Consider the following 15606-nt stretch of genomic DNA (forward strand, 5'->3'; position numbering starts at 1 on the left):
TAACATATACCGAATAACCGTCACTGGTTAATTTTGGCGGGTATCTATAGCAGAAAGGATATAACGTGGCAATTACTGCATATCTTCAATTTTATACCATTGTGAAGAAAGCATCATTTTTCCGCGTTACTGAGCAAATTCTATCCGCTGGCTCAAAGTCAGAGCCGTCGGGCTGATTTCTGCACGGTAACAGAGGACTTCCACCCCTGCTTTTTCTGCCTGTTCCAGTAACTCATCATAGACCGGGTCTATATGGCGTGCCGCGGCGACATTTTCAATCCCAGAGTGCAGGACTGCGAAAAATAACACAGCGCGCTGACCCGTGGCGGCGACCTCTGCTAGCTCCCTTAAATGTTTTTGTCCCCGGGTGGTAACAGCATCCGGGAAATACCCGCGGCCATCATCTTCCAGCAAAGTGACACTTTTTACTTCAATGAAACAAGATGGCAGCGAGGGATCATCCAGAACAATATCTACCCGGCTGTTTTCAGTACCATACTTCACTTCTGTGCGCAATGAAGCATAGCCGGATAATTCCGGAATGTGGTTATTTTTGAGTGCTTCGACCACAATTTGATTCGCTCTGGCAGTATTGATGCAAATCCAGTGTCCGTCCTGCGTTTGTGTTAATTCCCAGCTGTGGGCGTATTTCCGCTTAGGGTTGTCCGAGGTGGAATACCAGATGGTGGAGCCGGGATCGGCGCACCCTGTCATGGCACCCGTGTTGGCACAGTGAATGGTCGTGGTGGTGCCATCGGGCAACGTGATATCGGCCAGAAAGCGTTTATAGCGTTTAATGAGTGTGGCTGACTGCAGGGAAGGTGTGTAATTCATTCGCTGTCCTGTACGGCGATCTCCGGTTGAATAAGTGGCCACTGGTTCGCGAGCCGGTAACGGACGCCTGGCCCGTCGGGCTTAGAAATATACAGACCAAAGCGCTGAAAGTGAAAAAGAAAATCCGGTTGTTCGTCAGGAATAACAGGGCGCTGACGCAGGTTTTTCCTGAGCGTGATGTGCGGGGTATAGCGTCTGGCATCCTGTATCAGCCCAAGATCAAGGGCCAGCTGGTTCAGTTGCTCGGCGAGCCGGCCTAAAGGCTCGGGGCAGATATCGCCGCCCAGCCAGAGTACGCGACTGCGTTTCCAGTAACGCAGCAGGTTGAAATGCATCGAGAAAGCCGGGATGGTGAGCTGGTTGACAGCAGCGACGAGCTGGCGGGTTTGCTCATCGGTGATCTGCCCGAGGAAGGCCAGCGTCATATGCAGGTTGGCATCCGGTATGGTACGCCCTTTGCCGGGTAAGGCGTCTTTCAGCTGACACAAGCCTTGGTACGGCGCCAGATTCGCCGCGGGGGGTTCCGTCAGCGGCAGCGCAAAAAACATCCGTTGGCTGTCTGGCTGCGGTGGAACATCAGGCTGCCTGAAGTGATGTGACATAGTGACCTCCTGCCGGTTGGATAGCACCGTTATCCCTGTTTGAGTACAATAAGTCCGATTGTTTCTGAGCGTTCTGTATTATCTGCAACACAGGCGCCTTCATAGAAGATGACACAAGGTAAAGATATTGTCACAACTCCCCATTGATGCGGTGCTGCCTGATTTGCACCAGGCGCTTGAGCGCAGTGAACAGATCATCCTCAAGGCACCGCCAGGTGCGGGTAAATCTACCCGGTTGCCGCTGTCACTGCTGGCTGCGGGCGCAGTGGCCGGTAAAATTGTCCTGCTGGAGCCGCGCCGGCTGGCTGCCCGTAATATTGCCTCCTATCTGGCGGCTCAGCTGGGCGAGGAAGTCGGACAGACCATAGGGCTCAGGGTGCGGGGCGAAACTCGGGTCAGTGGCAGGACCCGGCTGGAGATAGTGACTGAAGGGGTAATGACTCGGATGTTGCAGCAAGATCCTGAGTTATCCGGTATAGAACTGCTGATTTTCGACGAGTTTCATGAACGAAGTCTGCATGCCGATACAGCGTTAGCACTGGCGCTGGAAGTGCAGGAAGCCTTACGTGACGATCTGAAATTACTGGTGATGTCGGCCACCCTGGATCATCAGGCTTTGCAATCTTTACTGCCTGATGCCGAATACCTGGTATCAGCCGGTCGCAGCTATCCGGTGGACTACAGATACCAGACTCAGGCCACCAGCGTCCAGCAGGGCAATGGTGTTTCGATTGAATGGACCGGGCGCGAGATCCTCCGGCTGATGACGGCTGAGCCAGGCTCTGTGCTGGTCTTTCTGCCCGGTGCCGGAGAAATTCGCCGGCTTGCCGAGTGGTTGCAAGCGGCTGTCAGCCCGGATGTTATTATTGCGCCACTGTATGGCCAAATGGACAGTAAAGCCCAGCAGCAGGCCATACAGCCTGCCATCAAGGGCAAACGGAAAATTGTACTGGCAACCAATATCGCAGAAACCAGCCTGACCATTGAAGGTATTCGTTTGGTGGTGGATTGCGGTTTAGAGCGGATTGCCCGCTGGGACGCCAGAACCGGTATCAGCCGTCTGGAGTTAGTGCGTATTGCCCGTTCCTCGGCGGAACAGCGAGCCGGACGTGCCGGGCGGCTTGAGCCAGGTATTTGCCTGCGGCTGTACAGCGAAGAATTACTGGCCCGTCAGCCCGCCGTGCCCGAGCCGGAAATCCTGCGTACCGATCTGAGCCATCTGGCGATGGAGCTGGCCCAGTGGGGATGTGCTTCCGCCGGTGAACTGCGTTGGCTGGATGTGCCGCCTGAGGGCGCGCTGCAGCAGGCTCAGGCATTACTGATCGCGCTGGGGGCGATGGACACACGCCATCAGCTCACCGGCAAAGGACAGGCCATCCAGCAACTGGGTACTGAGCCCAGGCTGGCGGCGATTCTGGCGCATGCCAGCTCGCTTGAGGTGAGTGCGCGCGTGACCGCCGCTATGCTGGTGGCGCTGTTAGAAGAGCCGGTCAGAGGGATGAACAATCCAGATCTGGCATTTCAGCTGCACCTGCTGGAGTCGGATCAGCTTCCCCGCAGTGCGTACTACAGGCAGCGAGCCAGACAGCATTTTTCAAAACTCGGGACGACGGATCAGGATAAGACGCTCGGATGGCGAACTGACAGTCGCTGGCTGCCTGTGCTGATGGCGGCGGGCTTTCCCGATCGTGTTGCCGTGTCCCGGGGGCAGGATGGCCGCTTTCAGCTGGCTAACGGTCAGGGCGTGGTTATCGATGATGACCATCCGCTGGCAGGGGAGTCTGCGCTGGTGGTGGCTGATGTGGTGAAAACCAGGCAGGGTGACAGCCGGGTATTTTCCGCTGTGGCGGCCGATATCGGGCAATTGCAGCAGGCGATGCCGCAATTGTTCCATGAGAAGGAATGGCTCGACTGGGATGACAAAAAAGGCCGTCTGGTCGCTGAGAAGCAATATTGCTGTGGCAAGCTGATTATCAAACGTACCGCGCTGGCAGAGCCGGATCCGGCCCGTGCCGGGGAAGCCTTGCTGAATGCCATTCGCCGTCAGGGGCTGAAGGTACTGCCCTGGAACGCGCGCAGCGAAGGCCTGCTGACTCGCGCCCGTTGCGCGGCCAGCTGGCTGCCGGAGATGGCACTGCCGGCCATGGATGAAGAAAGTTTGCTGCTGGCTCTGGAAGACTGGCTGCTGCCTTTCATGACAGGGATCCATAGCATGAAGGCGCTGGTGAAACTGGATCTGACCGCCGCTCTGGAAGCGTATCTGGGCTGGGAGCAGGCCAAAGCTCTGGATGCGGCACTGCCAACCCATTATCAGGTGCCGACCGGGTCACGTTACCCGATACGGTATCAGCCTGGGCAGGCCCCTGTACTGGCGGTACGTATGCAGGAAATGTTCGGTGAGCAGGTCTCACCCAGAATAGCCCAGGGAAAGGTTGCGCTGATACTTGAGCTGCTTTCCCCGGCCCAGCGTCCGTTACAGGTCACTTCGGATCTGGCCGCATTCTGGCAAGGTGCCTACAAAGAGGTACAAAAAGAAATGAAGGGCCGTTACCCTAAGCATGTTTGGCCTGATGATCCCGCCAGTCATGCCCCGACACGAAAAACCAAGAAATATATGTAGTCGGCCAGCATGTGCTGCGCTGAAACTGACAGCCTGATAGCGAAGACATCACTAAGACATCATGATGATCAAAGAGTCCAAGCACCGCCTGGCCGCGCCCAAAAAGCCAACGGAAAAACAGCCAAGAGCCACCAGGAAAGCCGCTCCGGCCAGCAAAAAAGCCAAAACTCAGCCGCGCAAAAAAGCGGCTAAGACACCGCCTAAACGCACCCCACCGAAAAGCCGCCTCGCCCGCATAGGGCGCTGGGTTCTGTTCTCCGGCCTTAAGCTGGGGCTGGCGGTTCTGGCCGTGGTGGTGGTAGTGGGTATCTATCTGGACACCCTGGTACGGGACAAATTTGAAGGCCAGCTCTGGGACTTACCCGCCGTTGTGTACGGCCGGGTGCTGGATTTGCAACCCGGTCAGGCCATCACCCTGAGCGAAGTGAAACGTGAGCTGGACGCCTTGCAGTATCACAAAGTCCGTACCCCGCAGCGTGCCGGGGAGTATTCTGCCTCGTCGACCCGCATCGAGATGGTGCGCCGTCCGTTTGAATTCGATGACGGTTATGAAAGTCAGCGCCACGTAATGCTGACATTCGGTGACAGCGGGCTGAGCAAGATTGACGATCTCGGGCGGGAAAAGACGCTGGGGTATCTTCGTGTCGAACCCAAAATGCTGGGGATGCTGGGCACTAAAGAAGGGGAGCAGCGGATCTTCACGCCACGGGAAGAGTTTCCTGAAGTGCTGATTGATGCCCTGCTGGCGACTGAAGATCGGGATTTCTATCACCACGGCGGGGTGTCACCACTGGCTATCCTGCGTGCGGCGCTGGTGAACCTTAAAGCCGGACGTACCGTGCAGGGCGGCAGTACCTTAACTCAGCAGCTGGCAAAAAATATCTTCCTGACCCGCGAACGCTCGCTGTGGCGCAAGATCCAGGAAGCCTATATTGCGATCATTATCGATTATCGCTACAGCAAAGATCGTATCCTGGAAGCGTATCTGAATGAGGTGTATCTCGGCCAGAGCGGCAGCCGGGAAATTCATGGTTTTGGCCTGGGCGCACGCTTGTACTTTGGCCGGCCTTTGCAGGAACTGCGCATTGATCAGCTGGCGATGCTGGTGGGCATGGTCAAAGGCCCGTCGTACTACAACCCGTGGCGACATAATGATCGCGCCAGAGACAGGCGGGATCTGGTGCTCAGACTGATGCTGGATCAAAATATCCTGACTGGCGCTGAGTATGAGCAGGCCGCGTCAAGAAAGCTGGATGTGCAAAAGCAGCCGGTGATCGCCAGCCGCCAGCCTGCGTACTTCCAGCTTCTGCAACGGGAACTGAAAGAGAAAGTCGGTAACCGTTTCACTCCCGGGGTCGGTTTGCGGATCTTCAGCACTCTGGATCCTGTGTCGCAGCAAGAAGCAGAAAATGCGGTTGCTCAGTGGATCCCGCTACTGGAGAAAAAAGCCGGAAGTCCGATTGAAACGGCTATGGTGGCGGTGGACCGTCACAGTGGTGAGATCCGGGCCATGATAGGCGGCAGCCGTCCGGGTTATGCCGGATTCAACCGGGCACTCGACAGTCGCCGGCAGATTGGTTCGCTGGTGAAACCTGCCGTTTATCTGAGCGCCCTGCGCCAGCCTGATAAGTTCAGTCTGGCAACGACACTGGACGACAAGCCGATTTTGCTCAAAGGCAATCAGGGCAGTGAGTGGCGCCCGCAAAACTATGATCGTAAATATCGCGGCCAGGTGCCTTTGTATGACGCCTTATCGCGTTCGCTGAATGTCCCTACGGTGAATCTGGGCCTGCAGGTCGGGCTGGACAATGTGATAGCCACTCTGGCTGAACTTGGCGTCGCCAAAGAAGCCGTGCCACGCCTGCCTTCAATTTTGCTGGGCGCCTTTACCCTGTCGCCATTTGACGTCAGTCAGATGTACCAGAGCCTGACCAGCGGGGGACGCCGCGCCGACCAGACGGCTTTGCGCGCTGTGGTCGAGCGTCAGGGCAAGGTGCTTTACCGTCATCTTCCTTCCGGCCGTCAGGTGGTGCCTGAGCAGGCGGCCTGGCTGACGACGTATGCGATGAAGCGGGTTGTCAGTCAGGGGACAGGGCGTTATCTGCAACCCAGATTTGGCTGGGCAGCACTGGCTGGCAAAACCGGTACCACAGATGATACCCGCGACAGCTGGTTTGTCGGGGCCGACGGCAGGGAAGTGGTCACAGTGTGGATTGGCAGGGATGACAATAAACCGGTGAAGCTGACCGGATCCAGCGGCGCATTACGCCTCTACAGTGGCTATCTGGAGCGGCGCCAGCCTGAGCGGCTGCAGCTTAGCTGGCCGCAGAAACTCAGTACGCTTAAGTATCACAGATTGCAGAACGGCACTCTGGGCCTGGATTGCCAGGGCGAGCAGTCACTGCCTGCCTGGGATCCGACCGGTTCGTTGTCTGCACATTGCCGGAAGGGTAAACCTGAAGGCTGGATCAAAGACATGTTCAGCTGGTAAAGCGCATCGGCGGAAGGGCTGTATTGTCAGCCCTTATCCGTTTTCCGGTTCGAAGTAGTAAGAAATACGGGCTCTGGGATTGAGGTACTGGCGTATAGGTTCGGGCAGTTTCTGCGGATGCAGCGCCCGTTCTATCGTCAGTTCACTTTGTTCCAGATCAAGCACTGGTGCTTCATTGGATGGCACGCTCGGATCGTAAATCAAAATGTTGGGGTAAAGCAGGCGTTTGGCATTGATGGAAATGACCATGCCGACCTGCTGATTGGAAAGCTGCACGACACTGCCCGGCGGATAGACGCCCATCATACGCACCATTAACGCGATGAATTCCTCACTGTATTGCCCCTTCTTGTGTTTAAACAGATAGGAAAGCGCACTGTAGGGGATTTTGGCTTTGCCGGGATCCATAGGATGGCACAAGTTGTCGTAGGCGTTAACGACAGCAACCAATTGTGCAAAGCGATTTATTTGATGGCCCTGTAAGCCCAGCGGATAGCCACTGCCGTCCATCAGCTCATGGTGCTGACTGAGAATAGGTTTGGCAGCATCCGGGAAGTTTTCACCCAGCTCTGCCAGTTCAAGGCTGTACTTCGGGTGCAGTTTGAGGAAATTCGTTTCTGGCTCTGTCAGAGCAGTTATTTTGCGCAGAATGTGCGTCGGTATTTTTTGTTTACCTATGTCGTGAAACAGGGCGCCAAGGGCAATGGTTTTGATATCGCTGGCTGGCATACCGTTTGACTTGGCCAGCAACATGGAAAGTACGGCCACATTCAGCGAATGGTAGTAAATATCTTCCGATTCTTTCGCATCGCTCATCAGGTGCAGTACCAGATTGTCGTTGTCCAGTAAGGCTTCTACCATATCGTTGACAAGTTCTTTTGCATCGGCAAACGCCGTCACAGGACGGTTTTTTATTTTTTGCGAAATAGCGCGTAACTTGGACAAAGAACGCTGAAAGCTTTTCTCGCAACGGTTGAGGTTGCGTTTGTAATTCTTCAGATACTCAATTCGCCGTTGCTTTTCTTTCCACAACTTATCGGCTTGTTTATGGATAAAGCGGGCTTCTTGCTCTGAGATGTCATCCTGTTCGGTATTGAGCGTATTTTTCGGAAGAGGGTGGGTATCACTTTTATCCGGATAGAGAATGACAAATTTAAGCCCGAGGTTTTTTATCAGACGGATCTGCTGGTTATCTTTAATCTTGAAGTGATTAAGCATGAACGGATGCTCCGTCCACTGTAACGGCAGTTTGATATACAGACCTGGAGTTAAACACTCGGTAGGAAGTTCTATGCTTGTCATTACCTTTTTCTATGCATTTACTATTTCAGGCAGGCAATGCACGGTGTGTCCTGTGCCTGTCATGTTTTGACAGTCGGGTAAGGGAGAGGTTATTCCGTGCTGTGTGAAATGTGTATCACAATAGCGTTCTGAAATCGATTATTAAGAATACCGTTAATAAAAAATGGGCTTAATGTCGTGAAAAATGTGCAAGAGGAATAGATAAAAAAAACCTCGCAATTGCGAGGTTTAAAAGATGGTGCCGACTACCGGAATCGAACTGGTGACCTACTGATTACAAGTCAGTTGCTCTACCTACTGAGCTAAGTCGGCTTTATTATTGTTAAGTTATTTTCAAATAACAAAACTGGCTCCCCCTGCTGGACTTAATGTGGCCGACTAGGTGTGGCCGGCCAGGCCAGCGACATTTAAGCACACAGTGCTTACCAGTTTGGAGGAGATACACTGCAATTAAACAATGTATTTAATTGGCTCCCCCTGCTGGACTTGAACCAGCGACATACGGATTAACAGTCCGCCGTTCTACCAACTGAACTAAGGGGGAATTGTTTCTTATCAAGATGTTGCCAAATGAACACCATAATATTTAATAATGGTGCCTCGAGGCGGAATCGAACCACCGACACGAGGATTTTCAATCCTCTGCTCTACCGACTGAGCTATCGAGGCAACGGGGCGCATTAAAAAGGTTTTGCGTTTTTCCGTCAATGGTTTTTTGAAAAAAAACGAACAAGATCCCTTTTTTTGTACGGATTGCGTGGATTTTAATCTTCCCTGCCCGCTGAATAATGAAAATCACCAGATTTATACATCGTCATGCTGGGACTCACCCGGCGATTACTATGGTTCAATTTTTATTATCCCGCGCTTTCTTCTGTTTGTTCTTCTTTATTCGGTATGTTTTTTGGTCAGCATCTTGTTGCCTAGATGATTTAGTGTGATCTGAATCACTCCCTGTCTGTTTTTATAAATACAAATGAAACTGATAATTGATCTCATTACTGTTTGTGTGCATGATGTGCGCCCTGTTTAATGGGCGGAAAATGACTTTCCCAGATGAAGTTGTAAGTAGGTTGTGGTGTCGAGATGAAAAGTTGCTTGGTGGGTATCACTTTGTGCGGTATAGCGAGCCTGCTTTCGGCTTGGCTGGTATTCGCTGTTGATGTGAAGGCGAGCTCCGAACCGGCCCCGTCTTACGGCTGGCTGCGGGATGATTCCCGTCAATCGGCACAGGTACTGGCTTTTCTGCGGGACCAAAATCAGCAGACAGAGCAGGCATTACAGCAACAGGCCTCGGTGGAACAGTCATTGCTGGATGAGTGGCAGGCCCGTCAGGCCAGCGTGGCCGATCGGCCATGGCAGCTTGCCGGGTCATACAATTATCGTCTCAGCACAGCGGATCAGTCCCGGTTGTTGCTGCGTCAGGATGCCCGGACAGGTGAAGTGAGCACAGCTGTTGATCTGACACCGCGCAGCCAACAGGCGGACTACTATCAGCTCGGCAGCTGGCAGGTGAGTCCGGATCACCGTTATGTGGCCGTCACTGAAGATCGCCGGGGCGATCGTAATTACCGGCTGAGCGTTATTGAGCAGTCCAGCGGGCAGACTGTTGCAACGCTTTCAGAGTACGCCGCGACGGATCTTGTGTGGAGTGCTGACAGCCAGAGCCTGTATTTCGTCGAAAATGAAGGCGGGACTTACCGTCCGTATCAAGTGGTGCGCTGGTCGCTGCCGCAGGCACACAAAGCGATGCTGTTTCGGGAGCACAATCCGGCGTGGCTGGTATCTGTCTATGCAGCGACAGATGATCAGTATGTGATCATTCAGTCGAATAACCATGACAGCAGTGAACAGATGCTGGTGGACAGTAACAGCGGCATGCGTCTGGCTACACTGCGGCCTCGCGAATCTGGTATCGAATATTATGCCGATGTGCGCCACGCCTCCCTGTTTCTGGCCAGCAACCGTGACGGTGACCTTCGTCTTTTTCGCGCAGCATTGAACGAGGGTGATGCCACGAACTGGCAGCCATTCTGGCAGCCGGCAGCCAACCAGCACATCAAGAACTGGTTGCTATTTCCCGAACACATAGTGCTGGAAGTAACCGAGAAGAGTACCAGTCGGGTGATCGTCCTTGATTATCAGGGCCAGAGCCTGTTTGACACCATCATCACTCCGGCAGGCGGTGTGGCCTGGCTGTCTGGTAACAGCAACCGCTATGGCCGCTCTGTGATGATCCGCAGCATGTCGCTGACCCAGCCACCGCGGTGGCTGGCGCTGGATCTTACCCGAATGCGCATTGCGACTCTGACGGAAGATCGTTATCGCGGTATAGATACGGCCGCGTATCAGACTGAACAGATTCAGGTGCGTCACGGCGGCGTTTCCGTTCCTGTGACACTGGCTTACCGTACTGACCGGATCAATGAAAAATCCCCGGTTTTTCTTTATGGCTACGGTGCTTATGGCACTCCGGTGCGTCCTTATTTCATGCCACAAATCATCAGCCTGCTGGATCGCGGAGTGATATATGCGATCGCCCATGTCAGAGGCGGTGGGTATCTTGGCCCGCAATGGTATGCGCAGGGCAAAGGGCACAGTAAACCCCACAGCTTCGACGATTATCTGGCCGTGGCGCAAGTGATCAAAGCCTACCGCCAGGGTCGCGACAGGCCCATTCTGGCTTTGGGCGGCAGTGCAGGCGGTACCCTGATCGCCGGTGCGCTGAACCGGCAGCCGGAATTGTTTGCCGGTGCCGTACTGCAGGTTCCTTTTGTTGATGTGATAGCCACCATGTCGGATCCAAGCCTGCCGCTGACCCGGCAGGAGTATGCCGAATGGGGCGACCCCCGTGATCCGGCGCAACTGGCGGTGATGAAAACATACAGCCCGAATGACAACATTTCGCCGCAGGCTTACCCGCCCATGCTGGTGACCGCCGGACTGTACGACACTCAGGTGCCTTACTGGGAACCTGCCCGCTGGGTGATGGCAATCCGCGACAACAGCCTCAGCCAGGGCCCTTATCTGCTGCAGACCGACCTGTCAGGCGGTCACCGCCAGGATGCCCGGCAGGCGATGCGGCAGCAGGCCAGAGAGTATGCCTTCCTGCTGCATCTGGCACCCACAGCAACACAGTCACCTTAAACTGTTTTGCTATTACAGCCTGTCTGGCTTCGCTGGAAGCCGGAGGGGCTGCTATTACCTGATAAAAACTTAACCGTTCATTTTAATAACAAATTTTCATAACAATTTTTTATAACAACCGGAGTGTGCAACATGCAGTTGAAGCCTGTCCCCCTGGCTTTGTGTGCCCTGTCCAGTAGCGCAGGCCTGATGAGTTTTCACAGCCTGGCCGTCCAGCAGGCGGAAGCCGAAAAAATGACGACTGTGGTAGTCACGGCGACCCGCATCGAGCAGCCGCTGTCTGAAACCAATGGCTCAGTGGCGGTGATCACCAGCGAGGATATTGCACGTGAGGGATCGACCGAGCTGTATGACGTACTGTCTCATGAACCCGGTGTCAGTGTCAGCGGTGGTGCCGGACGTCCGCAAACCATCACGATCCGTGGTATGAGCGGTAACCGGATTGCGGTGATCAAAGACGGCGTCAAAGTTGCGGACGGCTATGGGGCCAGCGATCTGAACGATGTGGCCGGCCATAACAGTTTCGATCTGGGCGATGTTAAGCAGATTGAAGTGGTCAAAGGGGCGGACTCGTCGCTGTACGGCTCCGGTGCCATTGGCGGCGTGGTGGTGCTGACCTCGAAAACAGCGAGTGATTATCTGGGCAGCGAGGATCACTATGCCGGTCTGGAAGGCGGTTATTCGGGGATCAGTGATAAGTACACTTCGACACTGACCACGGCGGCACGGCTGGGCGACACGGCGCATCTGGTGCGGGTCAGTTACTGGCAGGGCAGTGAGAGCAAAAACCATGATCAGTCGCTCTATCTCAGGAATATTGACGGCTTCAATGCGGCTCTGACCAGTGAATGGTTTTTGAATGACAGCTGGACGCTCAAGGGCAAGGCAGATTATTACCAGCAGCAGGTGAGGCGGGAGCAGGGAATACCCCCGACTCAGCCGGACGGCGGCGGCTGGCAAGCCAGCTCGTTTCTGGAAGAAGGGGAGACGAGCACCTTGTCTGTCCGCGCAGGGGCTGAATGGGAAGGGGAAGCCCTGCTGGCCGAGCAGGCCGATATCAATCTGTACTACCGCCAGACAGATACCTTGAGCGATAAAGATATTGCGATGCAGCGGACACAGGAAGGGCTGGTGTTCAAACGGCGTCAGTCTGAAAGCCGTGCATTTAATGATCATCTGATCGGCTTGTCAGCCGATTTGCAGCAGCGGGCTGCTCATGGCGAGGTTGAACACGCCATCGCCTGGGGGATGGAGCTGGAATCTATGTTGCATGAGCGTCCGGTCAGCAAGCGTATTGCCGACTGGAGCGGGGACACGCAGCAAGACTCTGCGCCTTTTGCCTCGGCCCGAACCCACAATCTGGGGGTGTATCTGCATGATGATATTCGCTGGGGTAAATGGAACCTGGCGCCGGGCCTGCGTTTTGATTATCAGCAGATGTCGTCTGAGGTGGAGGAAACCATTGGCGGTTATCCACTGCATGATCTGAGCAGCGGTGAGCTGTCACCCAGTCTGTCGCTGGCCTACCAATGGACGCCAGCCCTGAATTCCTACCTGAGTTACAGCCATGGTTTTCTCGCGCCCTCCTATGCCAAGGCCTACGGTTTTGTCCCGCACTTGTCGAGCGATCTGGGCAATTTTGTGATCCGGCCGAATGCCGATCTGGAGGCGGAAACCAGTGACAACCTGGAACTGGGAGCCAAATACGATGACGGCCAGCTCGCTGTGTACGGCGCGGTGTTCTATTCGGTGTTCGACAATTTTATCAGCGAAAAAACCATTGGCTGGAACGAAGCCGCTAAGTACGCCGAAGTGCAGTATCAGAATCTGGACGGCGTGAAAACCTACGGTGCCGAGATGAGCGTCAGCTACTGGTTCAGCGAGCGCCTGAACCTTGTCAGCAAGCTGGGCATCGTTGACGGCGAGGATGAGCACGGCGAGCCGATCCGCACCCTGACGCCGCTGGAAGGCAACAGCATGCTGCTGTATCTGCAGGACAACTGGCAGAGCTTCGTACGGGTCAATTATGCCGGTGCGATGGACAAAGTGCCTAGCTGTCAGGATGAGCTGGGGATCAGCCAGCGCTGTGCCACCACGTCAGGCTGGATGACGTTTGATGCGGGGGCGGGATTTAATCTGACCCAGGATTTCCGCATCAATGCCTCGGTGCATAACCTGTTCGATCATCAGTACACCCGGTATCAGGACGTGGCGGGTGTGAGCGAAGCCCAAACCACCTTTTCAACTGAGCCGGGCCGCTATTTCAGCGTCAACGCCAAGTACAGCTTTTAAGGAAAGCCGCAATGAGACGATATTTTCTGACGACGGCCGCGCTGCTCTGCAGCCAGGCTCAGGCTCAGCATCTGCTCTATCCGATTGATACTGTTGCGATTCATGACAGTGATGCGGCGCTGGCGTATGTGCAGTCTCGCTATCTGCACACAGAGTCGCTGGCGCTGCGTTACACCCGCCAGAGCCTGCTGGGCAGCCATTACAATTTTGTTCAGCAAGACGCTCTGGACCGGCCCTGTGAAGGTGCGATTGTGGTGACCACAGATCAGCACGGCCAGTTGTACCGTGTTTTCAACACCTTGCTGGATGAAACGGCAAACTGCGCTCTGAACCAGCCGCTGCCACCCCGGCCGCACACCTTGCTGACGCCGCCGGAGGGCGAGAGGGTTCAGACGGCCATGACAGTGTTTGATCCGGATCCGCGCACCGCAACGGGGCGGGCGCTTGAAGCCGGCCATGCCAATGTCGATGAGGTTGTGATTCCGGCAGAAGCCTATCAAAGGGTCACAGGTGTCGAGGTGACCCGCAAGGATGGTCAGCTGTATCTGGCCAACGACAGGGTGATGGCGGTCGATATTACCGACATCACAGATCTGGCGCTCGGGCCGCAGCAGGGGCTGGTGTCAGTGGCTGATAGCGAAGGTTTTGCTTTTACTCGCCAGGACGCGGCGTTTCGGGATGTCAATGCGTTTTACCACCTGGATCATTCGCTGCAGTACCTCGAAAGCCTGGGTTTTCGCGGTGAGTTGGCCGTGTTTCACGCCCCGCTGAAAATCGATGCGCAGGGCCAGAGTACCAATAACTCCACTTACCTGACAGATGCCGGGATCCTGGCGATGGGAGTTGGTGGTGTCCCGGACAGTGAGGATGCCGACGTGGTGCTGCATGAATTCGGGCATGCCATTAACTATCAACTGGTTCCGGACTGGAAAGGCGGAGACAGCGAAGCCATAGGTGAAGGTTTTGGCGATTACTGGGCCGGAGCTTACAGCTTCTGGGGGCAGCGGGATCGCAGCGAACGCTTTGAGCTGGATGTGTTTGCCAACTGGGACGGCGCGGTCGGTGCGCTGAAATCGCGGCGCTCGCTCAATGATCAGGAAGCGCGCTATTACCCTGAAATGGAATACCGGGCGCATGTTTCTGTGTTCGGCACCCTGGGGGATCAGCTGTGGTCGACGCCTTTGTTTCAGACTCTGAAACAGGCCGAAGCCGTCTATGGCGAAGCGGCGTTTGATGAATTTAACCGCGTGGTGCTCGAAGGGATGGCCGGGATGGGCTTTGGCATGAAGATGAACGATCTGGCCCGGTCCACTGTTGACGCAGCGCAGCGCCTCTATCCGCAGAAAAGCTATGCCAGCTGGCTGGCCGGCAGATTCAGGCATCATGGCATTTTGCGCGATGCCGTGGTGCTGGATCAGGCCGCTTCGGCGCTGGCGGTGACAGACAATAATCAGACTCAGCTGTCTGTTGCTCTGGTTAACGCCAGCGAGCAGACACTGGCGGCGTTTCGTGCTGAACTGGCGATACCTGCACTGAACTGGCATCAGGTAGTTGCTGCTGATCACCTGGCTGCCGGTGCGATCAGCCGGGTCAATGAGCCGATCCGTATCCCGCAGGCGCTGCAGTGCGGGGAAAGCATTGCGCTGACGGCGGACATCAGTGTCACCGCCGATCCGGCACAACAAACGCAAAGCAGCCAGCAGCAGCTGAGTTTCAGCTATGGCGTGCCTGTCTTGTCGCAACCCCTGCAGCAACTGAATCAGGCGCTGCCGGATGCCCGTCAGATCAACGGAGGCGGTAAGATACTGCTGGGAGAAGCGCTGTTCGCGCTCAGCGTGCCTGAAGACGCCGCCAGTGTCTCTCATGATTTCGGTATTCAGCTGTCTGTTTCTCATACCCGTTTTTCCGATCTGAAGGTGGTGATCCGTACGCCTTCAGGCCGGAGTTTTTCTCTGCTGGACTACCAGGCTTATCCGCTGACGGACAAAAGCTACACCTTCACGCTCAGCAATACGCCGGCACTGGCGCAGTTGCAGGGCGAACCTATGGCGGGTAACTGGGTGCTGGAAGTGACTGACAGAGTCACGGGACAGAGCGGCCAGCTCAGATCCTGGGGAATCGGGGCAGTAACTGGGTTTGACTGCGGTGAAACCGACAGCGCAGCGAAACCGGAGGATAAACCAACCGCAGACAACACAACGCAGCCTGACAAGCCAAGTGCGTCCGGTGGTGGCTCGCTTGGGCTGTTCAGTCTGTTGTTTGGTGCTGTGATGGCGTTGCTGAGACGCCGTCAATCGAATGTCGATAATAAGTGAGAG

General features: G+C 55.3%; 8 protein-coding genes and 3 tRNA genes. 5 read left to right on the forward strand and 6 right to left on the reverse strand.

All coding sequences use genetic code 11. The annotated features are described in order from the left end of the window. Positions 1-126 precede the first annotated feature (126 nt). Positions 127-834 (reverse strand): DNA/RNA nuclease SfsA, encoded by a 708-nt coding sequence (sfsA, locus tag L6J37_RS07165; protein ID WP_237794649.1) that lies wholly within the window; start codon positions 832-834, stop codon positions 127-129. Continuing rightward, complete coding sequence (gene thpR / locus L6J37_RS07170) at positions 831-1436, reverse strand: RNA 2',3'-cyclic phosphodiesterase (RefSeq protein ID WP_237794651.1); 606 nt, start codon at positions 1434-1436, stop codon at positions 831-833. The genes sfsA and thpR overlap by 4 nt, the downstream gene beginning before the upstream one ends. Positions 1437-1563: 127 nt before the next feature. On the opposite strand from thpR, the gene hrpB reads away from it, so the two are divergent. Then, positions 1564-4056 carry an ATP-dependent helicase HrpB gene (hrpB, locus tag L6J37_RS07175; RefSeq protein ID WP_237794653.1) on the forward strand — a complete coding sequence of 831 codons (2493 nt, stop codon included), beginning with the start codon at positions 1564-1566 and terminating at the stop codon, positions 4054-4056. A 61-nt stretch (positions 4057-4117) separates the two neighbouring features. Then, entirely contained in the window at positions 4118-6547 is a 2430-nt protein-coding gene (gene mrcB, locus L6J37_RS07180) for a penicillin-binding protein 1B (RefSeq protein ID WP_237794655.1), read from the forward strand. Positions 6548-6580: 33 nt separating this feature from the next. On the opposite strand, the gene L6J37_RS07185 is transcribed toward mrcB, so the two are convergent. The 4 genes from L6J37_RS07185 to L6J37_RS07200 all read right to left on the reverse strand — a co-directional run bounded on the left by L6J37_RS07185 (position 6581) and on the right by L6J37_RS07200 (position 8518). Continuing rightward, the gene (locus tag L6J37_RS07185) at positions 6581-7849 is read right to left on the reverse strand and encodes an HD-GYP domain-containing protein (protein ID WP_218384299.1); all 1269 of its coding nucleotides are present in this window, start codon (positions 7847-7849) and stop codon (positions 6581-6583) included. Between the two features lie 236 nt (positions 7850-8085). Next, positions 8086-8161: transfer RNA gene (locus L6J37_RS07190), tRNA-Thr, on the reverse strand. A gap of 156 nt (positions 8162-8317) precedes the next feature. Next, positions 8318-8393 (reverse strand) — tRNA-Asn (locus tag L6J37_RS07195). Positions 8394-8442: 49 nt separating this feature from the next. Continuing rightward, positions 8443-8518: transfer RNA gene (locus L6J37_RS07200), tRNA-Phe, on the reverse strand. A 417-nt stretch (positions 8519-8935) separates the two neighbouring features. On the opposite strand from L6J37_RS07200, the gene L6J37_RS07205 reads away from it, so the two are divergent. The 3 genes from L6J37_RS07205 (at position 8936) to L6J37_RS07215 (ending at position 15603) form a co-directional block, all read left to right on the forward strand. Beyond that, positions 8936-10996, forward strand: a complete 2061-nt coding sequence (locus L6J37_RS07205) for a prolyl oligopeptidase family serine peptidase (protein ID WP_192015778.1) — start codon at positions 8936-8938, stop codon at positions 10994-10996. Positions 10997-11128: 132 nt separating this feature from the next. Further along, complete coding sequence (locus L6J37_RS07210) at positions 11129-13288, forward strand: TonB-dependent hemoglobin/transferrin/lactoferrin family receptor (RefSeq protein ID WP_237794657.1); 2160 nt, start codon at positions 11129-11131, stop codon at positions 13286-13288. Positions 13289-13299: 11 nt separating this feature from the next. Beyond that, on the forward strand, positions 13300-15603 hold the full coding sequence (locus L6J37_RS07215) for a proprotein convertase P-domain-containing protein (RefSeq protein ID WP_237794659.1): 2304 nt from the start codon (positions 13300-13302) through the stop codon (positions 15601-15603). Positions 15604-15606 lie beyond the last annotated feature (3 nt).

Source organism: Photobacterium sp. WH77 (assembly GCF_022014395.1).
Classification (GTDB): Bacteria; Pseudomonadota; Gammaproteobacteria; order Enterobacterales; family Vibrionaceae; genus Photobacterium; species Photobacterium arenosum.

Bases quoted from the DNA above. Each gene is read 5' to 3' on its own strand.
- sfsA (WP_237794649.1), bottom strand. From the start codon at position 834: ATGAATTACACACCTTCCCTGCAGTCAGCCACACTCATTAAACGCTAT.
- L6J37_RS07215 (WP_237794659.1), top strand. From the start codon at position 13,300: ATGAGACGATATTTTCTGACGACGGCCGCGCTGCTCTGCAGCCAGGCT.
- mrcB (WP_237794655.1), top strand. From the start codon at position 4,118: ATGATGATCAAAGAGTCCAAGCACCGCCTGGCCGCGCCCAAAAAGCCA.
- L6J37_RS07205 (WP_192015778.1), top strand. From the start codon at position 8,936: ATGAAAAGTTGCTTGGTGGGTATCACTTTGTGCGGTATAGCGAGCCTG.
- L6J37_RS07210 (WP_237794657.1), top strand. From the start codon at position 11,129: ATGCAGTTGAAGCCTGTCCCCCTGGCTTTGTGTGCCCTGTCCAGTAGC.
- L6J37_RS07185 (WP_218384299.1), bottom strand. From the start codon at position 7,849: ATGACAAGCATAGAACTTCCTACCGAGTGTTTAACTCCAGGTCTGTAT.
- thpR (WP_237794651.1), bottom strand. From the start codon at position 1,436: ATGTCACATCACTTCAGGCAGCCTGATGTTCCACCGCAGCCAGACAGC.